This is a genomic window from Paludisphaera mucosa (genome assembly GCF_029589435.1).
GTDB classification, from domain to species: domain Bacteria; phylum Planctomycetota; class Planctomycetia; order Isosphaerales; family Isosphaeraceae; genus Paludisphaera; species Paludisphaera mucosa.
This window is the reverse complement of record NZ_JARRAG010000002.1, coordinates 1,467,569-1,492,476: the sequence shown is the minus strand read 5'-3', so window position 1 is coordinate 1,492,476 and position 24,908 is coordinate 1,467,569. Positions and strand designations below refer to the sequence as shown.

Here is a 24,908-nt window from a genome sequence, read left to right as displayed (position 1 = left end):
GGAACCACGACATCGTTCCACCAAAGGACGTCTTGCCCCTGCTCAGCTCTGCAGGCAGACCCAGCGGTATTTCAGCTCGCCGAGGATCTTCCAGAAGACGCGGCTGTGCATGCGGCCCGGGACGCGGCCGCAGGCCCGCGCCGAGAAGCTCCCCGGCTCGGTGTATTCGAGGTGGTGGGCGATCTCGTGGAGGAACGTGTCGAACAGCTCCTCCAGCGGCCGGCGGCCCTGCTCGGTGTCGTGGACGTAGAGCCGGACGAGGCGACGCGACCGGTAGTAGCCGCCGAGGACGCGCGCCGTGGCGCGGACGTTGACGTCCAGGTCGAAGTCGACCCGGCAGGGGAAGATCCGGTCGAGGCGGGCCCGGAAGAGCGGCCCGATGGCCGAGACCGGCACGTCGAACCGGCTGGGGAGCTGCGCCGGCTTGCGGATCTCCGACGCCGACGACATGCCGTCGACGCCTTCGCGCGCGGTCGCGCGGCCGTTGGTGGGGAGGGTCGAGTTTGTGTCCATGCTTTTCAGCGCGTCTCGAGCGAAAGATCCGGATCGGGACTGAGCCGGGGGAGACCGGGACTTGGTCGCTGGTCGCCGATCGGGCGGGGCTCTTCCTTACCAGTCGCATCCCGGTCACCGTCGACGTCAAGCCGACCGGCGGAAATCGCCCCCCGGACACTTTATCACGCCGTCCGGCCCCGCGAGAATCCGAGATCCGCACGGCGGCCCCGACTTTTCCGACGAGCCGACCCGGCCGCTCCGGCCCGATTTGACAACCCGGCGCGGGCCCTCGACAATCCAGGGATGCGGCGGCCGGCGGCCCGGTCGGGCGCGAGGACGGCGACGGATTCGAGGGTGCGGATGTCGGATCGCGGGACGCGCATGCTGGTTCTGACCAACGACGACGGCTACGACGCCCCCGGCCTGGCGGCGCTCCGGGCGGCGGCCGAGGGCCTGGGGACGCCCCGGGTGGTGGCCCCGCTGGCGGCCGAATCGGGCTGCGGGCACCGGGTCACGACCCACGAGCCGCTGCACGCCACGGCCCACGCCGGCGAGGTCGTCGCCGTCTCGGGCACGCCCGCCGACTGCGTCCGGCTGGCGCTCCACCACCTGGCGGCCGACGCCGCCTGGGTCCTCGCGGGGATCAACGCGGGGGGCAACCTGGGCGTCGACGTGTTCCACTCCGGGACCGTCGCCGCGGTCCGCGAGGCGGTCATCCACGGCGTCCCGGGGATCGCCCTGTCGCACTACATCGCCCGGGGGAGGGCGATCGACTGGGACCGCGCCGCACGCTGGGCCCGGCCGGTGCTGATCGACCTGCTGGGCCGGCCCTGGACGCCCGGCACGTTCTGGAACGTCAACCTACCCCACCCCGCCCCGGACGCCCCCGACCCCGAGGTCGTCTTCTGCCCGCTGGACCCCTCGCCCCTGCCGCTGCGGTTCGAGGTCGAGGGGGGTCGGTCGCTCTACCGGGGCGACTACCAGCAGCGGCCCCGCCGCGAGGGCGGCGACGTGGCCGTCTGCTTCGGCGGCCGGATCACCGTGAGCCTCGTCCGGCTCTTCGACGCCGGCCCGCCCGAGGGCGGATCGGGGCCGGAACCCGTCGCGGGGGGCGGCTGAGGTCTGGCCGAAGTCTTTGCGGGCGTGGCATAATCATCTGGACTCGGCCGACGCGCCGCGCGCAGGCCGCGACCGCCGGGTCCGCCCGCGACGGTCGGCCCCGCGCCATCTTTCCCGTCATTGCCGATTTCAATCCGAACCGTGTCCGGTCCGAGTGGGAGAACGATCCGATGAGGCGAGGGTTGCTGGGCGTCTGGGGGATCGTTTGGGTGTCGCTGGGGCTCCCGGGGTGCGGGGATCCGGGGCAGATCGTCGCCGTCATGCCGCCGGGCGCGATTCCGATCCGCAAGGTCGCCGAGGGGGACGTCGCCCAGGCCCAGGGCGAGACGCCCCGGCCGGCCAAGGCGGCCCCCGGCGCGGCACCCAAGGGCGAGCCCTTCCCCCCCGCCCCCCCCACGGCGGCCGGCGAGACCAAGACCCTGGAAGGGAACGTCAAGTACGAGACGATCAAGGCGGGGACCGGCGAGGAGGTCAAGTCGGGCCGCGTGGCCGTCCTCCACTACGTCGGCACGCTCGACGACGGCAGCACCTTCCAATCCAGCCGCGAGCGGGGCGCCCCCGTCGAGTTCACCCTCGGGACCGGCGGCCTGATCAAGGGCTGGGAATACGCCATCCCGGGCATGAAGGTCGGCGAGATCCGCAAGATCGTCGTGCCCCCCGAGATGGGCTACGGGGCCCAGGATAAGGGGAAGATCCCCCCCAACTCCACGCTCACGTTCGAAGTGGAACTCGTCGGCGTCAAGTGAGGCGGGCCCGCCCGACCTGAACCGCCCCGATTCGACCCGGTCCGCGCGGCGAGGCGCGGAGGCCGCACGGCGACGCCCCCCGGCCCGGGATGGCACGACACGGACTCACCACCTACGAGGCAGAGAATGGCAAGCGCGTCGGTCACGCCCAAACTGTCGACGATGAAGTACCGCGTGGTCAGCCCGCTGGGCAGCGGGGCGGGCAGCACGATCTTGCAGATCGCCGACAAGAACGGCGGCAAGCGGTACGCCCTGAAGGTCGTCAGCAAGCACGAGCCCGAGGACGAGATCTACATCGACCAGGCCAAGACGGAATACGCGGCCGCCCAGAAGCTCAACCACCCGGCCATCGCCAAGGTCTACGACCTGAAGCTCAAGAAGTCGTGGTTCAAGGTCGTCGGCGCCGACCTCCTGCTGGAGTACGTCGACGGCAAGACGCTCGACGAGATCGAGGCCCCCGAGCTGAGCCAGCTCGTCCTGATGTTCTCGCAGGTGGCCTCGGCGCTGGCGCACATGCACCGCCGCGGCGTCTACCACGGCGACCTCAAGCCGTCGAACATCATGCTGACCAAGGCCGGCCAGGTGAAGCTGATCGACTTCGGCACCGCCTGGGTCCGCGGCCAGGACAAGAACCGCGTCCAGGGGACGCCCCAGTACATCGCCCCCGAGCAGGCCGCCGAGAAGGTCGTCAACGAGCGGACCGACGTCTACAACCTGGGCGCGACGATGTACCGCATGTTCACCGGCCGATTCGCCCAGCCCGACATCCCCAAGGCGGGCTCCGAGCGCAAGCTGCCGGCCGTGAACAAGATCAACCCCCGCGTCCTCTCGAAGCTCAACAACCTCGTGCTCGCCTGCCTCGACCTCAACCCCGAGAAGCGCCCCGCCGGCATGTTCGAGATCCGCGAGACCATCTCCGCCGTCATCAAGGAGATGGGCCTCGAAGAGGTCGAGCTGAAGGGCGCCGACGAGGAGGAGTGAGCGGCTGTTCCTCAAGATGTCAGGACGGCGGCCGTTCCGGCCACCTTCCCCCGCGAGGGGGGAAGGCCGTGGTCCGAGGACGCGGCCCGCTGCGCGTCGCATCCAGCCCCGGGACGGCGACTGGCTTGGATTCGGCTTCCCTCGGGGTTCGTTGGCTCGGCCCGCTTCGCGAATCTTTTTGACTTAAATCCCTATTCTATATTGATTTAAGATCACGATTCGGCCTCGGAAAATTGGCTTCGCTCGTCGATTTTCGCGTGATTTTTCGGGCCTTTCCCGCCGTTCCGTAAGCCGCCCCCACGCGGGGCGGCCTCTCACTGGATTATAGGCGCGATCGCCGATTGCGCACGCCGGGCCGTGTCCAGCGGCCTCGCGGCTCAGGCGGGCGGCTCGCCGAGGGCCCGGGACTCGCGTCGCTTCCTCCGGACGTAGAGGATCGCGCCCGCGATCGGGCCGGCGAGGAAGAAGCACAGGCCCGTCGCGCCGGCCGTGGTCCAGCTCCGATAAGCCAACCAAACGAGCCCCCCTCCGTAGACGACGGCCAGTCCCCAGGGAGTTCGCGAGACCACGAGGACGGTGGTTGGAGGAGCCATCCCCAGGATGAAGCCGAGGAGACCGCCGACGAGCAGGCCCGGCAGTCCGGGGGCGACCCATCCGGCGGGGACGGCCCGACCCTGCCAACCCACGGTCGCCCCCACCCACGCCCCGCACGTGCCGCAGAGCAGGCAGATGGCCAGGGGGCCGAGGCGGGTCGCACGCGGCGACGGGAGGCCCTCGGTCGTCTGCGTGAACGAGGCGCTCATCGCGGGCCCTCCGGGTCAGAACAGCTCGGCGATGGGCCGGCCGCCGTCGGCGACGATGAAGTGGGGGCGCCGGTTGGCGTCGTGGTAGACGGCGTCGAGGGGGACGCCCATGTGCTGGTAGATGGTGGCGGCGAGGTCGCCGGGGGTGACGGGCCGGTCCTTGATGTGGCCGCCGTCGGCCTCGCTGGAGCCGATGACCTGACCGTGCCGCAGGCCGCCGCCGGCGAGGCACATCGACATGACGGCGTTCCAGTGGTCGCGGCCGTCGCTGCTCCCCTGCGTGCCCATCCTCGGGGTGCGGCCGAACTCGCCCATGGCGATCACCAGCACGTCGTCGAGCAGCCCGCGCTGATCGAGGTCGGTGACCAGAGTGGTGATCAGGTGGTCGAACAGCGGCAGGAGCGGCTTCAACCCCTTGCTGATGCCGCCGTAGGGGGGGATGTTGTCGCCGTGGTTGTCCCACGTGCCCGAGGCCGTGTGGTAGCTCAGGTCGAGCGTGACGAACGCCGCGCCGGCCTCGACGAGCCGGCGGGCCAGCAACGCCTGCTGACACCAGAGGTGCTTGCCGTAGCGGTCGCGGACGGCTTCCGGCTCGTCGTCCAGGTCGAACGCCCGCTGCGCGCGGCGGCCGACGAGCAGGTCGACGGCCTCGCGGCCGTAGCGGTCCATCGCGGCGACGTCGGGCGAGTGGTCGAGCGCGCGGCGGAGCCCGTCCAGGTCGTCGAGAAGCGCCTGGCGGCCCTTCAGCCGCTCGTGCGACATGCCCCCGGGGAGCTTGAAGAAGCCGGCGGCCGAGGTCCGGCCCGAGTCGACGCCGACGAGGTCGTAGACCGGCAGTCGGCAGGCCTGGTTGGCGATGAACGGGTCGAACTGCTTGCCCAGGTGGCCGCCGTAGGCGACGTGCGTCCGCGAGGTCTGGAACGCGACGTAGGGCGGGATCCCCGGGTTATTGGCCCCGTGATGCCTCGCGACGATCGAGCCGATGGCCGGATAGAGGTCCTTGCTCGGCCCCAGGCGGGGCTCGGCGTCGAGGTTGGCGGTCTGGAAGACCTTGTTCGGCTCGTGGTTGCTGTGGCGGGCGTCGACCGACCGGATGATCGTGAACTTGTCGAGCATCGCCGCCTGCTTCGGCAGGTGCTCGCAGAGCCGGACGCCCGGCAGGCTCGTCTCGATCGAGCCGAAGGGCCCGCGGTTCTCCAGCGGCCGGCCCGGCTTGGGGTCCCAGGTGTCGATTTGGCTGGGCCCGCCCGCCATCCAGAGCAGGATGACGGCCTTCCCCCCCGGCGGCCTCGCCCCCGAGGCCGAGGCGGTCGACCTCAGCCGCAGCAGGTCGGGCAGCGTCAGCCCGGCGAGCCCCGCCAGGCTCGCCTTGAGCATCCCCCGCCGACCGGCGACCACCAGCCCCTCGCGCTCCCGCGCATGCAGGCCGCCGAACGGGTGGGCGTGGTCGTGCCCCGACTGGCTTCGTCCCGGTCCACTCAAGATCGCGTCCTCCGAGGTCCGGCGGCCCTCCCCGATTCGTTTCGGGGATTTCCAGGATACCTTTTGGAAAGCCATGTGTCTGCCTGGCGTTGCGATCAGGATCCGACCGCCACGTTGACGCTCGGGTCCCCGTGGGTTGACATGAGTTCTGGTCGGCCTGCGCCAGGGGCGACCAGCGGCGGAGGACGTGATGGGCCAAAGAGAGCGGTTCAAGCGGCTGCGGCGGATTTCGAACGGGCGTTTCCCAGCCCTGACGATCCGCGTCGCGCGGCGTTACCTGATCGACTTCCCAGATCATGGCCTGAGCTGGTTGCTGCTCGGGATGGCACTCGTCCAGGTGTCCCGCTACGAGGAGGCCGAGCAGGCGATCGCGAAGTCCATCGACCTCTCCCCGCCCGAGAAGCGCCGGATCCCCCTTTCAAACATGGGCCACCTCTTCGACCAGGCCGGCGATTACGACCAGGCGGCGGCGTGGTATCGAAAAGCCATCGCGGCCGATCCTGGCGTTGCGTCCGGCCGAATCTACCTGGGTGCCGTGCTGGCCAAGCAAGGACGGCTGCACGAGGCCGAGGAGGTTCATCGGGCGGCCGTCGGCTGCCCGAAGGGATGCATCTGGGAGGCCTATCTCAACCTGGGATTGGTGCTGCGGGCTCGCGAGCGTTTTCACGAAGCCGCCGATTGCTTCCGCGAAGCGATCCGCCTAAACCCGGAATGTCGGGAGGCGCGGCGAGCCCTTCGCGACGTCGAGTATTGCATCAAGTGGACCGGAGGTCGGGCCTGACTCACTTCGGCTGGGGAACCTAGGCCGGGCGATCGGTTCGATTGACAGCGTCGGCGGGGCTGTTTACATTCACGCCGGGCCGTCGTGCGCGCGACGACGTCCCGCGCGATCGTCGTCGAACATCATGAGAAGCATCAATCGGGGACGGGCCTTCCGGCGAGGGGCCGGGCCCGAGCGGCCGGGAATCCTGATCCTTGAAACTCCGCCTTCGCTCGACCTTCGGCCCGATCCTCGCGGCGACCGCCCTCGCTTGGGGCGTCGCGCCCGGCTCGATCCGGGGGCAGGAGGTCCCGCCGCCGCCGGCGGCCGAGGCGAAAAAGGCCGCGGACGCCCCGGCCCCGAGCGTGGGGGCCGCGCCCTCCGGCGCGTCGCCGACGGCCGGGGCCGAGCCCAGGCCCGGGATCGACCGCAACGCGGTGCGGCGGCTGCTGCTGACCGCGAACCCGATGCTCTGGCCGCTGGCCGCCTGCTCGATCCTGACGATGGGCTTCGCGCTCGAGCGATTCCTGGCCCTGCGCCGCAAGCGGGTCGTCCCGCCCGAGTTCGTCGACCGCTTTTTGGAGCGGCTGGCCTCGGGGAAGCTCGACCGCGACCGGGCGCTGGAGCTGTGCAAGGCGCATGACAGCGTCGCCGGCCGGGTGTTCGGCCACGTCGTCCGGGCCTGGGGCCGGCCGGGGGCCGAGATCCGCCAGACGGTCGCGTTCGACTCGGCGGGCGAGATCATCGAGCTGAAGCGGAACCTGCGCGTCCTGAGCGCCATGGCGACGCTCGGGCCCTTGCTCGGCCTGCTGGGGACCGTGGTCGGCATCATCCAGTCGTTCGACGCCCTGGGCGGCAAGGCCGGCCCGGCGCGGGGCGAGATGCTGGCGCAGGGGATCAGCCTGGCCCTGATCGCCACGGCCTTCGGGCTGGGGATCGCGATCCTGGCGGTCTCGATGTATTACTACCTGCTCAACCGCCTGGACGTCCTGACCCGCGAGCTGGACGACTACGCCCGGCAGGTGGTCGACATGGTCGCCGGCGACTCCGTCCGGCCCTCGGGCGTCGACCGCCGCATCCCCCCCGGCCTCCCCAACGACCTCCCCCGGCCCCAGGAGACGCGCGTCGTCTGACGCGGGTCGAGCCCCGTCCCGCCCGAGGCCCCGCCATGCTCTCCAGCCGCCTCCAGGCCCAGGACGAAGCGCCCGTCATCAACATGACGCCGATGGTCGACGTGATCCTTTGCCTATTGGTGTTCTTCATGGCGGCCACCCGCCTGTATGATTGGGACGAGAGCGAGTTCGCGGTCAAGGTCCCCGAAGTGGCCGACGCCGCCCCCCTGACCGCCGCGCCCGACGACCTGGTGCTGACCGTGGTCGAGCCCGGCAAGGTCGCCGTGGGGGAGACGGTCCACGACCTCGACGGCCTGACCGTCCTGCTCCGCCGGGCCCGCGACCGCTACGCCAACCAGGGCGTGATGATCCGCGGCGGGGCCGCGCTGGCCTACCAGGACCTGGCCGACGTGCTGTCGGCCTGCGACGCGGCCGGGATCCGCAACGTCCGCCTCCCCGTCCGCTCGCGCGACGAGTCGAAGAAGGCCGGGGGCCGGGAAGCCCCCTGACGAGGGATCGTCGCCCTCCCCCGCCGCGTCCCGCCCGTTTCCACCCCTTCGGAGTCGATGATGGAGCTTGCCCGCCAGCTTTTCGAGTTCGTGGTCCACTTCAGCCCGGAGTCGCTCAACACCCTCGCCCAGGCGGTCGGGCCCTGGCTCTACGTGATCCTCTTCGCGATCATCTTCGCCGAGACGGGGCTGGTGGTGACGCCCTTCCTGCCGGGCGACTCGCTGCTCTTCGCGGCGGGGGCCGTGGCGGCCCACCCGAATTCGCCGATCCAGATCGTCCCGCTGACGGCGCTCCTGATCGTCGCGGCGATCCTGGGCGACGCCGTGAACTACGCCGTCGGCTGGTACCTGGGGCCCAAGGTCTTCTCGCGGGAGGACTCCCGGCTGCTGAACCGCAACCACCTGATGCAGGCGCACGCGTTCTACGAGAAGTACGGCGCGAAGACGATCATCCTGGCCCGGTTCATCCCGATCGTGCGGACCTTCGCCCCGTTCGTGGCCGGGATCGGCCGGATGAACTACGGCAAGTTCGCGCTCTACAACGTGACCGGCGGCGTCGCCTGGGTGACGATGTTCCTGGTGGGCGGGAAGTGGTTCGCCGGCAGCAAGGTCGTCCAGGAGAACTTCAAGATCGTGGTCGTGGCGATCGTCGTCATCTCGGTGCTGCCGGCGGTCTTCGAGATCGTCCGGGCGAAGATGAAGAAGAAGCCCGAGCCGACGGCGGCCGAGCTAGACCTCGCCGAGTGAGCGGGAGAGGGGCCTCGGCGGGAGTACTGGCGTGGGCGACGGCGTGAGAGCGTCAGTCGCCGCGCTGGTCGAGGGCCCGCTCCAGGTCGTCGAGCGGCACCGCGCCCAGGTCGCCGCCCAGGAGCGCGGTGAGCTGGAGGCCGACGAGGGCCTCGCTCGACTTGCGGCCGTCGAGGATCATGCTGAGGTAGGGTTCGGCCCCGACCAGGACCGCGCGGGGCTTGCCGTGGACGGTGAGGACGTAGCGGACCTTGTCATTCTCGAGCTCCCGCAGGATCCCCGGCAGGTTCTGGTGCAACTCCCGACTGCCGATGATCCGCACGGGAGAGTCCGAGGTCTTTTCCGCCATGAACAAGGCCTCCGCCAATCAGAGATGATGCGACGCCCCTCGATCCTCGGGGAGTTCCGCGGCCGCGGGCTGCGGCCGGCGCCGTCGCGGGGATCCGCGAAGGCCCGGGTCGACGCACGCGGCGATTTTCGACTCTTCGTATGAAATTCGTATTGGAAAGACGGGGCGACGATCCGCCCGGACAAGTCCATAAACAAACGCAGGCCGGATGCCCGACGGCTCCTGGCCCTGCGGCGGCCGAGACGTGCGTTCCGCGCGACGCGGTCCGACTATTTTACGAGACCCGCCCGCCCTTGCAAGTGACCAACCCGTCCGCGGGGCTTTTGACGGCCGTCTCAAGCCGGTCCCGGGAGTCGGCTTGCACCGAGACGCGGAGGCCGAGGATCGCGTCCCCGTCGGGGCTCAATCGGCTTTCGGGAACGTCGCCCGGTAGTTGAACCGGTCGTTGGGGGCGGCGTCGCCGTTGAGGGTGAAGTCCGACCAGTCGCCGGTCTCGGCGAGGGCGTCGGCCCACTTGAAGTCGATCGCGGCCCAGCCGGGCCTGAGGCCCAGGTCGGCGGTCGGCACGGCCAGCTCCAGGCGGTCGCCGGCGGTCGATGAGGGGACCGGCTTCGGGTCGGTCCATTCGTACTTGCCGCCGACGTTCCGCTCCAGCGTCGGCCGGCCCGGGTTGCGGCCGACGACGAAGTCGTAGCCCAGCCAGCCGGTTTTGGGATCCGAGTCGACGTCGAGGAAGAGCATCGGGCCGCCCATCTCGGGCGTCGCCAGGATCGGGCCGCCGCACTGGAGGAGGAAGGCGACGTGGTCGGCGTCCCGGCTCGCCTTCGCGGCGATCAGGTCGTTGCGGCCGGTCGCGTTGACGTAGTGGAGCGTCTTGCCCCAGCCCGGGAAGTCGCGCTTCATCGGGTCCCCGATCGTGTCGCGGAACTCGGGGGCGACGCCCTCCCAGTCGTCGAAGCGGCCGTCGACCTGGATGGGCCGCGAGACGATCTCCGGGACCGGCCGCACGCCCTTGTACCGTCGCACCTCGGAGACGAGCTGGTAATAGAAGGCGTCGCCGTGGCCCCCCTTCATCGGCTCGATGTCGCGGCTGTGCTCGCGGTCGAACTGGTCGACGAACGTGACGGGCCCCGCGCCGGCGAGCGGGAAGGTCTCGTCGAAGCGGCCGGCGATCCACTCGTTCCAGCCGGTGACGAAGACCAGCGGCGGGTCGATCTCGCGGGCCCGCTTCCACTGCTCGGCGAAGTTCCTGCCCGTGAAGTCGACCCCCTCCGGGCCGGGCTGGACGCCGTTCGAGAAGCTCCGGCCGTGGGCCCGCGGGTGGCTCAGCACGCCGAGCTTGCCGTCGACCGCGTTCTGCCCCACGCCGGCGGAGACCTGTTCGGGCTTGCCGTCCTCGTCCGGGAAGGGGTGCTGGGGATGGACTTCGAGCCAGCTCCACTGGGCCCGGGCGGTCGGGCCCTGGAAGTAGTCGGGCTGGGGCCGGCGGAACGTGAAGAACGACATCATGCGGCGGTCGGCCTCGTCGATCCGGCCGACCTTGAGGTTCAGCTCCCCCTCGCCGTCCTTCCAGACGCCGATGCGGCCTTTCGGATCCGAGATCTCCAGGTGGTACGCGCCCGCCGGCGCGGGGGCGTCGAGCGCGATCGTCTGCCAGGCGTTGTCGCGGACGTCCTCGACGCGCTTGGTAGCGACGACCTCGCCCGTCGCGTCGCCGCGACGGAGGGTCAGCGTCGCCGACGCGCCCCGCTCGCCCCAGGTCGGCGTGGCCAGCGCGGCGGAGTCGAACGAGACGTCGACCTTGAACCCCGCGCCCAGCTTGTCGCCGGCCGCGAGCGGGACCGAGGTCGTGTGCTTCTCACGCTTCAGGACGTCGTCGCGCAGCAGGTCGGGGTCGGCCAGGATGAGGGGCTTGCCCTTCCAGCGGAACCAGAGGTCGGGGTGCAGGCCGGGCTCGTAGAGCTGCGTATACAGCTCGCGGACGACCTTCCGGGGCGACCAGAACGGGGTGAGGAAGGCCATCTTGGGGACCTTCAGCCCCTGCCGGCGCATCGCGTCGAAGGCCGTCCCCAGGGCCTTCCAGCTCTCGGGGTAGGTGAGCTGGTTGGTGACGTCGAAGAAGACCGCGTCGACCCCGGCGTCGGCCAGCATCTGGGCGTGCTTGCGGAGCACGCCCGGGTCGTCGTTGCGGTAGTAGCCGAAGATCGACTCGCCCCAGTGGTGGGGGTAGTGCAGCGGCCCCCAGAGCGGGTTCTTGGGCTCGCTCATGGCGTTGGGCGCGGCCTGCAGGATCCGGGTGATGTCGAACGGCCCCAGCTCGCCGCTGCGCCCCAGCCAGAGGAAGTAGAAGATCGCGACCGTCCGGTCCGGCTTCGGCGGCCCGACCTCCGCGGCGGTCGGCAAGCGCCGACCCAAACCGTCGACGGCGACCCAGGTGTCGCTGGCCAGGTCGCGCGAGCCGTCCTCGGCGCGGGCGGCCCGGCCCGGGATCGCGACGCCCCCGAGGACGATCAGGGACCAGAGCGCGAGTCGCGTCTTCATGGGGGCGGTTCCGTGGTGGAGGGGCAGGGAGTGAGGAAGCTCGCCGCGCCCGGGGCCGTGGGGGTCGGCGCGCGGGCGCGGCGGGTCGGGCGCGGGGCGGTCAGGCGTTCGGCTCGTCCGGATGGAGGACGATCGTGCCGTCTTCGAGGTGGGTGATCGAGCCCCACCGCCGTTGCTCGTGGGCGTGCCCGAGGGCGTCGGCGACGACCTCCTGGATCGTGTAGCGACCGGGCCTGAGGTCGGCCACCACGCCCTTGAAATACGGGATCGTATCCCCGTAGGCCAGCTCCTGGCCCTCGGCGTCGATCAGGCGATACTGCTCAGGCCGATGATGATGCGACATGCTCCACCTCCCGGGTCGCCGCCGCCGTCGGCCGGCCGACCCTTCCGATCGCGGTCGTCGTTCAGGATCCAGACGCAGGATTATTATACGCCCCCCGGCCGCCGGTTCACGCCCCGACCGGGGGGCTGAGAAGAGGCGGGCCGCAACTCCTCGCATTGACTCATGGAAACCACATGGCTACGCTTCCGGGCGTCGGCCTGCGAGGCTGCGCCTCGGCGTCCGACGCGGGGGATGGACGTCCCTCGATCGCAACAAGGAGGAAGCCATGCCCTCGCCTCTCCGCGCCCCGCGCGCCTGGCTGGTCCCCGTCGTCCTGACGGCCCTCGCCGTCGTCGCCCCTCATGAGGCCTGGGCCGCGCCAATCTCGCCCTGGCAGCCCGACGGGCCGCGATTCACGCTCACGTACAGCACGAGCCTGATCGGCCGCAACCTCAATACGTCGTCGGGCGACGGCCTCCCGGGCGTCACGTTCCAGGGGGTGCAGGACCGGACGATCCTCTCCCCCGCGCCGTTCCAGGTCGGTTCCTTCCCCCAGGCGCTGCCCGGCGGCTCGGTCGTCGACCTCCCCCTGGGGACGTTGGACGTCCATATCCCGTCGGACGCGAGCCCGGAGGACGGCGAGATGTTCCGGATCCGACTGACGGTCTGGGCGACCGACGCCGCCGGATCTTCGGAGACGATGTCGGCGCAGCTCATGCTCAACATGAGCCTCATCGAGCCCACCGGGCCCTCGGGAGGCCTCAAGCTGTCGTACGGGTTCTTCGTGTTCGACTCCCCGCCCCCGATCGGCCCCCCCGGATCCATCGCGGGGGTCCTCGCCCAGGATGGATTCACCCACCTCGTGCTCGCCCCCCCCTCCTGGCAGACCATCCCGGTCTCCGCCGACGGTGTCCTCGCCCTGGATGCGAAGCTGGTCACGGCGCAGGTCGGCGGCGTCCCCGTCCCCGAGCCGTCGACCTGGCTCGTCTTCGCTGGGACTGTCGCTGCATTCGGCTTGCGACGAATGAGGCGATCGAAGTCTTCATTCCGTAGCGATGCTGCTGGTCCGGATCGCATACTTAAGAATGCCGTCCAGCCACCAGCCCCCGCTCGGCATAGGACGATCCCACTCGATGACATCCAGGAGGGAAATATGCTCTCGCCCCGCGAATTCGCCCACACCCGCGCCCTATCCACGATCCTGACGGGCCTCGTCGTCCTGGCCGCCGCCGGCCGCGAGGCTCGGGCCGTGCCGATCCCGACGCAGATCACCTACAGCACGTCCGGGCCTGAAGCGTCGCATGCGTTACCCACCCTGGGCCCTTACGAATTTCACCCGGTGACGGATGGCTTGGCGACCGTGGGCTCGGAACTGAAGTTGGGGATGATCCTCGTCCATCGCCAGGAAGCGGGCCAGTATATGCCCGTACTCGGCATACCCTTCCCGATCGAATTCCGGGTCACGAAGTTCGGGGAAGCTCCCCTCCCCGCGGGCGGTGCGAGCATCCAAATCGACAACTTCATCAATCATTACATCCGAACCGATGGGACGGTCGTCGGCAACATGGAGATGTTTATTCGTATGGATCCGCTCGACGGAGGCAAGTACGACCCGGTTCAGGTCGGGCCGATCAGTCTGTCGTTGAAGCCGATCGCGGTCCCTCCGAACTGGGACCAAAGGCCTGACCAGGAAGTCGTTGCGGTCGACGTCTACGCCCGGCTCGAAGGCGCCCCCGTCCCCGAGCCGGCCACATGGGTCGTCTTCGCGCTCGGCGCGGTGGGGGCCTGGCGGGCGACTCGAACCCGCGCGGGGCGATCACGGGCCTGAACCGCGTGAACGCCCCGCACGGTCGGCGGCCGGACGTCAGGGCTGCGCGGCCGGTTGGGCGGCCGGCTGGGCCTGGATCTTCTTCGGGGCCTCGGCGGCCTGGGCGGTCTTCCATCCCAGGCGGAACGCGGCGCGGGCGACGCGGGCGGCTTTTTCGAGGTCGGCCTTTTCGAAGTCGTCGGTCGGCTTGTGGTAGTCCTCGTGCAGGCCGGCGAAGAAGAAGATGACGGGGACGCCCTTGGCGGCGAAGTTGTAGCTGTCGGTCCGGGCGTAGTAGGGGTCGGAGTCGAACAGCATCTCCAGGCCCTCGGCCTTGGTGGCGACCGCGGCGTCGGCGACGAGGGTGTTGTAGTCGGGGTGGCTGGGCGAGGGCGTCGCGCCGATCTTGGTGCCGTCGTTGCGGCTGATCATGTCGAGATTGATGTCGGCGACGATCTTCATGCCCTCGGGCAGGGCCTGGTGATCGGCGAACCACTGGCTGCCGAGCAGGCCCTTCTCCTCGCCCGAGACCCACAAAAAGGCCACGCTCCGCGCCGGCCGGGGGGCCGCGCCGAACGCCTGGGCGACCTCGAGCACGCCGCTGGTGCCGCTGGCGTTGTCGTCCGAGCCGTTGTAGATCTGGCCCTTGTCGTCGACGCCTTCATGGTCGTAGTGGGCGCTGAAGACGACGATCTCGTTCTTCTTCTGGGGGTCGGCCCCGGGCAGGAAGCCGACGACGTTGCGGTCCTCGCGGGGCTCGCGCTTGACGGCGTGGGTGAAATGGACGCGGAGGGCGCCCGCCGGCGGGAACGGCCTCATCCTCGGTTGGTCGGCGGCCGTGTCGATCTTCGGCAGGTTGAGGGCCGGTACGAGGAGGTCGCGGATCGCGGGGGTCAGGGCGATCGCCGGGATGGTCGCGGGAGGGGAGCCGAGCGAGACGCGGGGGCGGTCGAAGCCGAACATGGCCGCAGGAGAGGGCGGCAGCGGTTCGCCCGCCACGCCGGGCGGGGCGATGATCAGCAGGCCCAACGCCCCATGCTCGACGGCGGTCTTCAACTTGTCGCCCGCGCCGCGACGGCCCGCGCCGGCGCCGCCGTCGCCCGGCTCGCCCTGATACACGAGGACGAACTTGTTCCGGACGTGCAATCCCTCGTAGTCGTTGATGTTCTGATCGGGCTTGTGGCGGCCGTAGCCGGCGAAGACGACGTCGGCCTCGACCTCGCCCCCCGCGACGCCCTGCGGGCCGTAGATGTAATCGACGCCCAGCTTGCATTCGATGACGCGCTTCGAGCGGTCGGGGGCGAGGGTCAGCGTCAGCTCCGAGCCGGCCGAGAGGGGCGTGGAGGATTCGAGCATGAAGCGCTGGAGGTAGGTCCGGCCGCCGCGGCCGGGGTCGCCGAGGGGCTCGGCGGAGATCGCGGTCAGGTGCGAGGCCAGGTACTCGGCCGTGAGCCGGGCCTCGGGCGAGCCGGCCTCGCGGCCGCGCATCAGGTCGGAGGCCAGGAACCGCAGGTGGCCGCCGATCTCGGGGCCGGTGATCGACTGCACCGCGGCCGGCGGCGGCTCGACCGCGGTGTCGGCGACGGGGGCCTGGGCGAGGGCGACGGTCGGGAAGAGCAAGGTCAGGGGCGGGATGAGAGCGCGTTTCATGAACGGTCCTTGAATCCAGGAAGTCGGAGATCCGTCACTCGCGGCCGGCCGATTCCAGGCCGGCGAGGATCGACGCGGGGACGAGCAGGACGCTGCCGTGGCGGAAGTCCTTCGGGAAATGCACGCGGTCGGACTCGTCGCGCCAGCGGACGAGGTCGGTGGAGGTGACCAGGCCGTAGCGGCCCTCGGTGTAGCGGTCGAAGTAGACGTACCAGCGGCCGCCGAGCTTGATCGCCGACGGCCCCTCCGCCCAGTAATTCCCGGTGATCGGCGACGACGGCGGCCCATACGGGCCGGCGGGCGCGGGGGCGAAGGCGACCCGGATGTTCTTGGCCGGCGGGGTCCGGGTCTCGTCCTTGATGAACATCGCGTAGCGGTCGCCGTCGCGGACGATCGTCGAGTCGATCGAGTTGAAGCCGGGGTCGTAGAGCAGCCTCGTCGGCGTGAACGTCTGGAAATCCTTCGTCGCCGTCATGTAGGTGCGGTGGTTGTAGCCGTCGTCGCCCGTCGCCTCGGTCGCGGGGAACCGGCCGGGGATCGTCGAGGCCCAGAAGATCAGGAAGCGGTCCTGCTTGTCGTCGAAGAAGAGTTCGGGCGCCCAGACGTTGCGGGCCCTGGGCTCGGCCGTCATGACGTCGACCTGGCGGGCCTCGGACCAGTGGATCAGGTCGCGGGAATGCGCGTAGCCGACCGACGAATGGGTCCAGCCCGTGGTCCAGGTCATGTGGTAGACGCCGTCGGGGCCCGCGACGATGTTCGGGTCGCGCACCAGGCCGCCGCCGACTTTGGGCTGGAAAATCGGCTTATCGTCGCGGAGCGGCGTCCAGGTGTAGCCGTCGCGGCTGGCGGCCAGGTGGAGGCCGTCGTCGCCGTCGCCGCGGAACGACGTGAAGACGAGCGCCGAGCCTTCCGGGACGATCGGCTCCTCCGCGAACGCGGCCGGGGCGAAGGCCAGGATGGCGACGACGAGCGACGGGTGTTTCATGACGAGTCGGCCTTGCGTCCCCCTGCGCACGCGCGAGCCGAGCCCGTCCGCCGATGGGACCTGACGAGGAATCCAACGGTTCCCACTCGATCAGGCCGAGAGCGAAAAAACAAGCCCCGAGGGCCGGGCGCGCGGCGGCCCGGACGCCGGTGCGGGGGGGGCGTCCGGCCCGCCGCGGGGCGGGCGAGGCTCCGGGCGGCGAGGAGGTCAGAACGGACAGCCGGAGTAGATCTCGACAGGGGCGTCCGTCGCGTCGAAGGGCATCGCCTCGACCCCGGCCAGCCGGGCGAGGCGCTCGTTCGCCTCGTTGAGCATGCCCACCGAGTATCCGGGCCAGTACCTCTCGATCGCGCCGCCCTTCGAGATGATCGCGAAGTACGCCGAATTCTCGGCCCTGTACTCGCGGACGATCTGGAGTCCGGGATCGCAGAGGATCGGAAAGGAGAGGCGATTGGCCCTCGACCACTCGCGCGCCACGTCGGCGTCGCCGTCGATGACGCCGAAGAACCGGACGCGCGAGCCGTAGGCCTGATGGAGGCGGTCGTAGAACGGCCGGGCGGCGACGCTGCACGGGCAGCCGACCTTGATGAAGACCAGGGCGAGCGGGCCTTGCTCGGCGAGGTCCCGCAGCGTGTAGGTCTCGCCGTCGTCGGCGACGGCGCGGAACGCGGGCGCCGCCCTGCGCTCCATCGAGCCGGCGGCCGCGATCATCGCGGGGGTGGCGGCGTGCTCCGGCTCGGAGACGAGGACGACGGGGCGCCCGGGCGGGCTCTCGACCTCGGCCCGGTGCTTCGAGACGGCGTAAGCCAGGCCCAGCAGCGACGCCAGCAGCGCCGGCAGGGCGAGGGTGGATTTCTTCATGGTCCGCCTTTCGTTCGAGGGGAGGGGGCCCGGCGCTTCGTCAGGCGCGGGAGGTCTGGAGTCCGAGCCAGTGGCTCACGGACGGGATCCGGCCGAGGATGAGCTTCTCGGCCGCCAGCACGGCGAGCAGCGAGGCGCCGAAGAGCGGCAGGTAGACCCCCAGGGCGAAGATCGTCAGCAGCAGCCCCGGCGCGAAGGCGGGCCGGGCCAGGGGCCTCGGCGCCCCCAGGGTCCCCGGGTCGCGGCGTCGGAGCCAGAGCACCACGGAGCTGACGCTCAGCAGGACCAGGCCGGCGGCGGTCGCGAGGCCGAGTAGCTGGTTGGGCGGGCCGAAGAGCCGCCCCTCGTGGAGCGCGATCCCCACGCCGACGATCCGGTCGATCGGGTGGCGGTCGCCGAATCCCTTGCGGCCCTTGATGGCCCCCGTCGCGCCGTCCATGACGAGGTCCACCCGGTAGGGTCGGTTGGCCGTCATCGACCGGGCGGTCCAATCCGCCAGGGAGCCCGCCGCCGGTCCGCCGGTCGACGGGGCCTCGGGAGGCGCGATCACGACCGGGGGGGGCAGACGGAGCGGGCCGACCGTCGCCGCGATCCGGTCGAGCGCGGCGAGGTCGGCCGTCGGTCTGGAGCCGGACCCGCGCCCCCCTCGCGCGCCGCCGTGCCCGGCGTGGCCCCCGTCGGGCTCCGTCATCGCCCGGGGGACCGCGCCGTTCGTCCAGTCCTGCCGGGCGACGGCCGTGCCGGTGAGCCGCCTGGCGCCCCGGAAGTAGTCGCCCCAGAACTTCGCCCAAGGCAGGCCGGTCAGCAGCAGGACCAGCGCGAATCCCGAGACCCACAGCCCGGTCGCGGCGTGGAGGTCACGCCAGAAGATCCGTGATCCCCGACCCAAGCGAGGGTAGAGGACGCCGCCGAGCCGCCGGGCCCCGCGCGGCCACCACAGGAAAAGGCCCGTGACGATCATGACGATCGCCCACGACGACGCCAGCTCGACGATCGCCGACCCCCGGTCCCCCATCAGCAGCTCGCCGTGGAGCCGGAAGAGCCGGCGCATGAGCCGGTCCTCCTCGACGACCGCGTGGAGGACCCGGAGGCTCTCGGGATGGACGTACACCCGCAACGCCTCGCCGCCTCGTCGGACGATCACCCGCGTCGACTCGTCGTCGGCCTGGGGAAGCTCGTACGCATGGAACGAGGCCCCCGGGAACGCCGCGAGCGCCGCGGCGACCTGTTTCGACGGCGGCTCGGGGCGGCCTCGCACGCTCAGGCCGTCGTACGGGCGGTCGATCCAGGACTCGATCTCCTGCTTGAACAGGTAGATCGAGCCGCTGATCGAGAGCACGACGACGAACGGGACGCAGAAGAGGCCGGCGTAGAAGTGCCAGCGCCAGACGGCGCGGTAATCGGGCCAGCCCGCGGCTTCGCCGGGGCCGTTCGACTTCGACTCGGTCATGGTGGGTCTCCGGGGTGGGTCGGGTCAGAGGGCGTCCGAGGAGACGACCTCTCCCCCGGCGCGGGTGGAGATCGCCCGGAAGGTGGGCTGATCCACGGAGTCCTTCACGAACTGGACGTGGCCGTCGAGGAAGAGCATGTTCACCCCGCCGGTGTGGAAGCTCCGCGGCGCGGTGACGGCGGCGGCGCGGCCGGCGTCGGTGCAGTCCGGGAAGCCGCTGTTCGGCGTGTAGAAGTGGTTGTAAGAGGTCATGACGAAGCTCCCGCGCGACCACTCGCGGCCGCGGTCCCCGGCCCACTGGTCGGGCGAGCCGCAGGCGGGGAGGGAGGTGCTCGGCGGCAGGAACAGGGAGGCCGGGAGCGTCCCCAGATAGCCCGACGCGTTGAAGACGGCGAGCTGCCTCCGGGCGTCGGCGGGCGGGGAGGTCCCCGGGGAGGAGACGACGTCGTTCCCCAGGATCGTCTCGCTGAAGCCGGCCGTGCCGCTGAGCCCGTCGGCCACCGCCGCGAAGCGGACGGCGCTGGTGTTGTAGAACGGGCCGTCGGGCAGGGGCTTGCCCGACAGCACGTTGAAGCTGCCGTTGTTCACCGTCCCGGTCCCGGAATTCGACGCGTAGTTGGTGGCGCCGAAGGCCGTCGCGGCCACCCGTCGCCGGCCGTCGCTGGGGCAGAGGAACGCCTGGACGACGACCGCCTGCGCCGTGGCGTTGGCCGGATGGGGGGCCTGGCTCACCAGCGAGGGGAACGAGAAGTTGATCGCGTCGTACATGTTCGCCGCCTCGATGTAGCTCAGCATCGACGCCAGCGACGACCAGAGGTACGGGTAGCCGAATCGGCCCGCCGGCAGGACGCCGTGCGCGCCCTCGTAGTTGTGCAGGGCGATCCCCAGCTGCTTGAGGTTGTTGTTGCATTGCATCCGCCGCGCCGCCTCGCGGGCGGCCTGGACGGCGGGCAGGAGGAGGGCGATCAGCACCGCGATGATCGCGATGACGACCAGGAGTTCGATGAGGGTGAATCCCCGACGTTCGGACATCTGACGTCTCCCGGAAGTTGAGCGGGCTCGGAACGTGGACCGGCGTGCCGCCGACGGCGCGGAAGGCCGGCGGACGGGGTGTCGACGAGGACGATCAGGCGACGGACGGCGAACCCGCCCCGACCGCGCGCGGGCGGGGGGCCGGGGCCTCGCGTACGAGGCCGGGCATGCGGGATCGGCGGCGCGGGACTGGGCTCAGGCGACGGCCGGAGGTTCCGGAGGCTCTTCGAGGCGGGAGGCCCGCCGGGCCGGGAGCGACGGATGCGGGGGGGCGGGGAAGAGGCGGCCGACCGCGAGGACGAAGGCCCCGCCTCGCTCGGCGAGGGCCGCGGTCTTCCCGATCGGGCCGACGGACGGGGAGCCCGGAAGCCCCGGATCGCCGCAGGGGGCGGATCTCATGCAAGGGCTGGCAGAGGCCGGGAAAGCCGGGACTGCCGGGGCGGGGGGGGCGAGGATCTTCCCGGCCTTGCGAGGGGCGCAGCAACAGGATTCGCGGCTGCAGGTCCGGCACTTGCAATATCGGGCGTGGTCGTCCTCGGCGGCCGAAGCGGAGGCGGCGGAGACCGAGGAGGCGGCCGCGTTCGAGCCGAGGACGAGGGCGAACGCGAGCGCCGGCAAGAGCCGGCGCACGACGATCGATCCTGGCTTTCGGACTCGAAGGAACATGGCGGGCGTACTCGGCGGGGAGGCCTCGATCTCGGTGGATGGGACCGGCATCCATATTCGGTGCGACAGGCGGCGGCGTCAACCCGGGCGCGGGATCGCCGCGGAGACCTTTCGCGCCCGCCGCGCACGCGAAACGACGAGGCCGGCGCCCGGGAAAGGGGCCGGCCTCGTCGTCTTGAGAGTCGGTCTCGGGCGTCGGCTCAGCGGCCGACGGCCGAGGTCTTCACGGGGCGCCAGCCGGAGGAGGTCCCGGCCGGTGCCGGGGCCGCGGGCTTGCGGGACTCGTTGCGGGGGGCGACGTCGACGTCTTCGCCGTTGATGCGACGCTCCTCCTCGTCCTGCTCGTCCTCGACGAAGGCCGGGGGCGGGAAGTGGCTGTTGTCGACGTGGGCGTCGAGGTCCAGGTCGGTCGACTCGGTCTCCTCGTCCGTCGGCCGCGAGACCCGCTTGGGCGAGGGGGTCGGCGACCAGGCGACGCGGCGGTCGCCCGTCTTGTTGCTGGCGGGCTGCACCTGGGCCGAGCGGCGGTCGGTCGGCGAGATGGGCTCGATGCCCACGATCTCGGGCTCGGGGAGCGTCACGTCGCCGGGGCGGGCGGAGCGGGGCCGCTCCTCGCGATCGGGCGACTGGCCGCGGACGCTGCGGCTCGCCCCGCCGCGGTCGGCCAGGAGCGTGTCGGGCCCGGCGAGCGACGCCGGGGCGTAGAGCGCGGCGAGCTTGTTGCGGTCGAGGAGCTTGTAGATCGACTCGGGCGCGGCGTAGAGGCCGCGGTCGCCCTGGGGCTCGGCGAAGTTGCAGACGCCCGCGACGTAGCCGTTGTCGGTGTACAGCCCGCCGCCGGACCGGCCCTGCTTCGGGGCGTGGGTGCACTCGATCGCCAGGTGCTGGTCGTTGCCCCGGAGCATCCGGGTCGGGGCCTTGGTGATGAGCGTGCTCCAGGCGGTGGCGTCGTGGCCCTCGGAGCATCCCACCGTATACATGTGCATCCGCTCTTGCGGCTGCCAGTGGGCGGGGACGACCCGGGCGAAGGGGAGGCGGCGGCCGGGGCGGATCCGGATCAGGCCGACGTCGGTCCCGAAGTCGTAGTCGACGGCCTTGCCGGGGATCCCCTCCTCGACGCACGTGAGCTGCTGCTGCCCCTTGAGCCGGCCATCGAACAGGTCGATGGCGATCTTGTTGGGGAACTTGTCGGGCGTCGCCTGCTTGCGGCCGTCGAGCTTGAAGATGTGCGCGCAGGTCAGGATGATCGACTCCTCGGGCGTGCTGGAGATGATCGTCCCGGAGCCGAAGCCGATCGAGCCGCCGTTGTAGACCTTGATCCGGACGACGGTCTCCCAGGGCTTGGGATTGACCGCCTTGGGACGGGCGCGGCGGGCGATCTCCTCTTCGGTGAGCGACTCGGCGTCGGCGGCGTCGGCCGGCGGGTCGTCGGCGGCCTGGGCGGCCCCGTCGTCGCGTTCGGCCGGCTCGTCCTGGTCGGGCGCCTGGGCCGCGGCCTTGGTGCGGGCGTCGAGGTAGAGCTTGGCGAGCTGGGCGGCCGGCTGGGCGCCGGAGGAGCGGTCCAGCTCGCGGCCTTCGGCGTCCACCACGATGAAGGTGGGGACCGCCTCGACCTCGTACTTGGCCGCCAGCTTGGGCGATTTATCGATGTCGATCGACTTGACCGGATAGCCTTTATCGGCCAGGGCCTGGACGGCCGGGCGCATCTGGCGGCAGGGGCCGCACCAGTCGGCGTGGAAGTCGAGCAGGACCGGCTGGGACTCTCCCGCCGCGGCCTGGGCGACGCTGACGAGCAGGAGCAGCGCAGGTGCGAGTTTCATGCCGCAAGGACTCCTTTCCCTCGGGGGCGTCCGTCCGCCCGGTCCGCTCGGGCGCGGGCCGGTTCCGGGACCAGCATCGTGCCGAACGCCTCGGCCGGGGCCGAGATCGGCGGCTGGGCCGGGTCTCGCGAGGGGATCCGCCGCATCGTCCGTCCCGGTCGCGTCCCCAATGCGTGGGGCGGCGGCCGGCGCGTACGAGCCAGGCCCGCGGCAGCGGGCTTGGGGGCCGAAAGAAGCGGATGACGTTCGAGGTGGAGCGCGATGTGCCGGGGGACTCCCCCGGACCTTCCTTGGGCGGCGGGCCTTGCGAAATCGGCCCCGCGGTCGACCCTCATGGCCGCCCGCGTCCCGTCGGTCCGTCTGCTGCGGTCGAACAAGGCCCCGCCGTCCCATCGCTGGGGGGACGCGGCCGACGACCCTGACAGGCCGACCGACGGTCCCGCTGCGTACGCGTCCTCCCTGATGCTCGACAACCCTGGGCGTCCCGCCCATGGGATACGACGATCGGAGGGGATCGCGTTCACCGCGGTGAGCCCCTTTTACTAGAGGTGGATCAGGAGTTCCAGGTCAGTTATCGGCGATTTCCCCCGCCCGCCATCAGCTTTCCCGGGGAATTCCGCCGACCCCCTCCGCCGAGCCTGGGATTCAAGAACGTGGATGGTTGATGCGGCCGCCGCTCGCGACGCAGACGGGGCCGACCCGCCTCGACGCGCCGCGGGTTGATGAAGGGTTTCGCCCCCTCGCGACGCGGGATGTGCGGGCGACGACCACGCCGGCCCGGGGCGGTGCGACGGCGAGGCCGAGCCGTCGATCCACCGAGGTTTGTTCAAGCGTGGAAACGATCGGCTCGTTCCTCAGGTTTCGAAGTCGGGAGACCCCCATGAACGGTGCCCAGAGCTTGTTCAAGTCGCTGGTGGACGCGGGGGTCGCGACCTGCTTCGCGAACCCCGGCACGTCCGAGATGCAGCTGGTCTACGAGATCGGCATGACCGACGCCGTGCGCCCGGTCCTCTGCCTGCAGGAGGACGTCGTCACCGGCGCCGCCGACGGCTACGGCCGCATGAAGGGCGCGCCGGCCTTCACCCTGCTGCACGTGGCCTGCGGGTTCGCCAACGGCGTCGCCATGCTGCACAACGCCGCCCGGGCCAACACGCCGGTCGTCAACGTCGTCGGCGTGAACGCGTCGTACCACCAGGCGAACTACCCGGAGCACGAGCTGGTCAACGGCCGCGCGTCAGACCTCGCCCGCGCGGTCTCGCACTGGTGCGGCGAGACCCGCAGCGCGTCGCACCTCGGCGAGCTGGGCGTGGAGGCCGCGGCGCTCGCGAAGACCGGCAAGGTCTGCACCATCGTGGCGCCCAACGATTATCACTGGAGCGACGCGACCCCGCCGCCCTCCCCGCCCGCGCCGTCGGCCCGGCCGCAGGCGGCCCGGGAGGCGATCGCGCGGGCCGCCGAGATGCTGTCGAACGGCAAGAAGACCGGCCTGGTGCTGGGCGGCCTGGCCCTCCAGGGCGAGGCGCTGGAGTCCGCCGGCCGCATCGCCGCCAAAACCGGCGTAACCCTGCTGGCCGAGACCTTCCCCTCGCGATTCCTGTCGCGCGGCGAGGGCCGTCCGCCCGTGGAGCCGATCCCTTACGAATTCGAGATCGGCGTCAAGTTCCTGGAGCCCTACGAACAGTTGGTCTTCGTCGGCGCCGGATTGCCCGTCGCCACCTTCGCCTACCGGAACAAGCCGACCCTCAAGAGCCCGCCGGGATGCGACCTGTTCGCGATGGCCTCGGCCGACCAGGATCTCGACACGGCGCTTCACGCGCTCGCGGAGGCGACCGGCGCGACCCACACGCCGGCGGTCCGGCAGCCTCGCAACGAGCCGCCGCCGGCCTCCGGAGAGCTGACGGCCGCGGCGATCGGCCAGACCCTCTGCTCGCTGCTGCCGGCCGACGCCATCCTCGTCGACGAGGCGGCCACGAACGGCCCGGCCATCCTCGCGGCGACGAAGGGGGCCCGCGCGCACGACCTGCTCAACCCCGTCAACGGCGGGGCGATCGGCGGCGGCCCGCCCATGGCCCTGGGCGCGGCGATCGCCTGCCCCGACCGGAAGGTCGTCCTGCTCCAGGCGGACGGGAGCGGCATGTATACCGTCCAGGCGCTCTGGTCGATGGCCCGAGAAAAGGCCGACGTCGTCGTCGTCGTCCTCAAGAACGACGCCTACGCGATCCTCGGCCTGGAGATGGAGCGCGTCCGCGAGCGCGAGGAGAACGCGAAGATGAAGTCGATGCTCGACCTCGACGACCCGTCGATCGGCTGGGTCGAGATCGCCACGGGCCTCGGCGTGTCGGCCACCCGCGCGGCGACGGCCGAGGAGTTCCGCGAGCGGTTCGAGGCCGCGCTCGCCGCCGGCGGGCCGCACCTCATCGAATGCCGGGTCAGCCCCACGAAAGACTGGCAGGCGCTCGAAGAATACGTCCACCGGACGCGCTGAGGCCGGCTCGAAGCGCCCTTCTCCCCTCCGTGGGAGAAGGTGGCCGGAGGCCGGACGCGGGGCTCGTCACCCGTCGCCGGTGGTTGTGATTCGAGTCCCCATCCGACCTCGAAGTGCGAGCATCCGATCGGGTTCCCCCTCATCCGGCCCTTCGGGCCGCCTTCTCCCACGAGGGGAGAAGGCGGA

General features: G+C 71.0%; 21 protein-coding genes. 9 read left to right on the top strand and 12 right to left on the bottom strand.

Annotated features, from left to right (window positions below; genetic code table 11):
• Positions 1–42 precede the first annotated feature (42 nt).
• Positions 43–513 (bottom strand): SprT family zinc-dependent metalloprotease, encoded by a 471-nt coding sequence (locus PZE19_RS15510; protein WP_277861541.1) that lies wholly within the window; start codon positions 511–513, stop codon positions 43–45.
• 363 nt (positions 514–876) lie between these two features.
• Between PZE19_RS15510 and surE the strand changes: the two genes are divergently transcribed.
• The 3 genes from surE to PZE19_RS15495 all read left to right on the top strand — a co-directional run bounded on the left by surE (position 877) and on the right by PZE19_RS15495 (position 3,341).
• Positions 877–1,614, top strand: a complete 738-nt coding sequence (gene surE, locus PZE19_RS15505; RefSeq protein ID WP_277861540.1) for a 5'/3'-nucleotidase SurE — start codon at positions 877–879, stop codon at positions 1,612–1,614.
• A 170-nt stretch (positions 1,615–1,784) separates the two neighbouring features.
• Positions 1,785–2,360 (top strand): FKBP-type peptidyl-prolyl cis-trans isomerase, encoded by a 576-nt coding sequence (locus PZE19_RS15500; protein WP_277861539.1) that lies wholly within the window; start codon positions 1,785–1,787, stop codon positions 2,358–2,360.
• A gap of 126 nt (positions 2,361–2,486) precedes the next feature.
• Positions 2,487–3,341, top strand: coding sequence for a serine/threonine protein kinase (locus tag PZE19_RS15495; protein ID WP_277861538.1), 855 nt, complete (start codon positions 2,487–2,489; stop codon positions 3,339–3,341).
• 377 nt (positions 3,342–3,718) lie between these two features.
• Here the strand turns inward: PZE19_RS15495 and PZE19_RS15490 are convergent, their stop codons facing one another.
• Both PZE19_RS15490 and PZE19_RS15485 read right to left on the bottom strand, forming a co-directional pair.
• The gene (locus PZE19_RS15490; RefSeq protein WP_277861537.1) at positions 3,719–4,144 is read right to left on the bottom strand and encodes a hypothetical protein; all 426 of its coding nucleotides are present in this window, start codon (positions 4,142–4,144) and stop codon (positions 3,719–3,721) included.
• 15 nt (positions 4,145–4,159) lie between these two features.
• Positions 4,160–5,626 (bottom strand): DUF1501 domain-containing protein, encoded by a 1,467-nt coding sequence (locus PZE19_RS15485; protein ID WP_277861536.1) that lies wholly within the window; start codon positions 5,624–5,626, stop codon positions 4,160–4,162.
• A gap of 190 nt (positions 5,627–5,816) precedes the next feature.
• On the opposite strand from PZE19_RS15485, the gene PZE19_RS15480 reads away from it, so the two are divergent.
• The 4 genes from PZE19_RS15480 (at position 5,817) to PZE19_RS15465 (ending at position 8,754) form a co-directional block, all read left to right on the top strand.
• Positions 5,817–6,407, top strand: a complete 591-nt coding sequence (locus PZE19_RS15480; protein WP_277861535.1) for a tetratricopeptide repeat protein — start codon at positions 5,817–5,819, stop codon at positions 6,405–6,407.
• 194 nt (positions 6,408–6,601) lie between these two features.
• A complete protein-coding gene (locus tag PZE19_RS15475; protein WP_277861534.1) occupies positions 6,602–7,519 on the top strand; it encodes a MotA/TolQ/ExbB proton channel family protein in 918 nt (305 codons plus the stop codon).
• Between the two features lie 35 nt (positions 7,520–7,554).
• On the top strand, positions 7,555–8,007 hold the full coding sequence (locus tag PZE19_RS15470; RefSeq protein ID WP_277861533.1) for an ExbD/TolR family protein: 453 nt from the start codon (positions 7,555–7,557) through the stop codon (positions 8,005–8,007).
• Between the two features lie 60 nt (positions 8,008–8,067).
• Positions 8,068–8,754 carry a DedA family protein gene (locus PZE19_RS15465; RefSeq protein WP_277861532.1) on the top strand — a complete coding sequence of 229 codons (687 nt, stop codon included), beginning with the start codon at positions 8,068–8,070 and terminating at the stop codon, positions 8,752–8,754.
• A 52-nt stretch (positions 8,755–8,806) separates the two neighbouring features.
• On the opposite strand, the gene PZE19_RS15460 is transcribed toward PZE19_RS15465, so the two are convergent.
• From PZE19_RS15460 to PZE19_RS15450, 3 genes are all read right to left on the bottom strand, one after another.
• Positions 8,807–9,103, bottom strand: a complete 297-nt coding sequence (locus PZE19_RS15460; protein ID WP_277861531.1) for a type II toxin-antitoxin system Phd/YefM family antitoxin — start codon at positions 9,101–9,103, stop codon at positions 8,807–8,809.
• A gap of 402 nt (positions 9,104–9,505) precedes the next feature.
• A complete protein-coding gene (locus tag PZE19_RS15455) occupies positions 9,506–11,644 on the bottom strand; it encodes a glycoside hydrolase family 71/99 protein (RefSeq protein ID WP_277861530.1) in 2,139 nt (712 codons plus the stop codon).
• 100 nt (positions 11,645–11,744) lie between these two features.
• Entirely contained in the window at positions 11,745–11,987 is a 243-nt protein-coding gene (locus PZE19_RS15450) for a hypothetical protein (RefSeq protein ID WP_277861529.1), read from the bottom strand.
• 265 nt (positions 11,988–12,252) lie between these two features.
• On the opposite strand from PZE19_RS15450, the gene PZE19_RS15445 reads away from it, so the two are divergent.
• Complete coding sequence (locus PZE19_RS15445; protein WP_277861528.1) at positions 12,253–13,794, top strand: PEP-CTERM sorting domain-containing protein; 1,542 nt, start codon at positions 12,253–12,255, stop codon at positions 13,792–13,794.
• Between the two features lie 36 nt (positions 13,795–13,830).
• Here PZE19_RS15445 and PZE19_RS15440 read toward each other — a convergent pair whose 3' ends face one another.
• The 6 genes from PZE19_RS15440 to PZE19_RS15415 form a co-directional block, all read right to left on the bottom strand.
• Positions 13,831–15,423, bottom strand: a complete 1,593-nt coding sequence (locus PZE19_RS15440; RefSeq protein WP_277861527.1) for a M20/M25/M40 family metallo-hydrolase — start codon at positions 15,421–15,423, stop codon at positions 13,831–13,833.
• A 34-nt stretch (positions 15,424–15,457) separates the two neighbouring features.
• Positions 15,458–16,408, bottom strand: a complete 951-nt coding sequence (locus tag PZE19_RS15435) for a glycoside hydrolase family 43 protein (protein ID WP_277861526.1) — start codon at positions 16,406–16,408, stop codon at positions 15,458–15,460.
• 207 nt (positions 16,409–16,615) lie between these two features.
• Complete coding sequence (locus PZE19_RS15430; RefSeq protein WP_277861525.1) at positions 16,616–17,269, bottom strand: peroxiredoxin family protein; 654 nt, start codon at positions 17,267–17,269, stop codon at positions 16,616–16,618.
• 40 nt (positions 17,270–17,309) lie between these two features.
• Positions 17,310–18,719, bottom strand: coding sequence for a PepSY-associated TM helix domain-containing protein (locus tag PZE19_RS15425; protein ID WP_277861524.1), 1,410 nt, complete (start codon positions 18,717–18,719; stop codon positions 17,310–17,312).
• 24 nt (positions 18,720–18,743) lie between these two features.
• Positions 18,744–19,751 carry a DUF1559 family PulG-like putative transporter gene (locus tag PZE19_RS15420; RefSeq protein WP_277861523.1) on the bottom strand — a complete coding sequence of 336 codons (1,008 nt, stop codon included), beginning with the start codon at positions 19,749–19,751 and terminating at the stop codon, positions 18,744–18,746.
• 866 nt (positions 19,752–20,617) lie between these two features.
• A complete protein-coding gene (locus PZE19_RS15415) occupies positions 20,618–22,237 on the bottom strand; it encodes a thioredoxin domain-containing protein (protein WP_277861522.1) in 1,620 nt (539 codons plus the stop codon).
• Positions 22,238–23,117: 880 nt separating this feature from the next.
• Between PZE19_RS15415 and PZE19_RS15410 the strand changes: the two genes are divergently transcribed.
• The gene (locus PZE19_RS15410; RefSeq protein WP_277861521.1) at positions 23,118–24,722 is read left to right on the top strand and encodes an acetolactate synthase large subunit; all 1,605 of its coding nucleotides are present in this window, start codon (positions 23,118–23,120) and stop codon (positions 24,720–24,722) included.
• Positions 24,723–24,908: the final 186 nt, after the last annotated feature.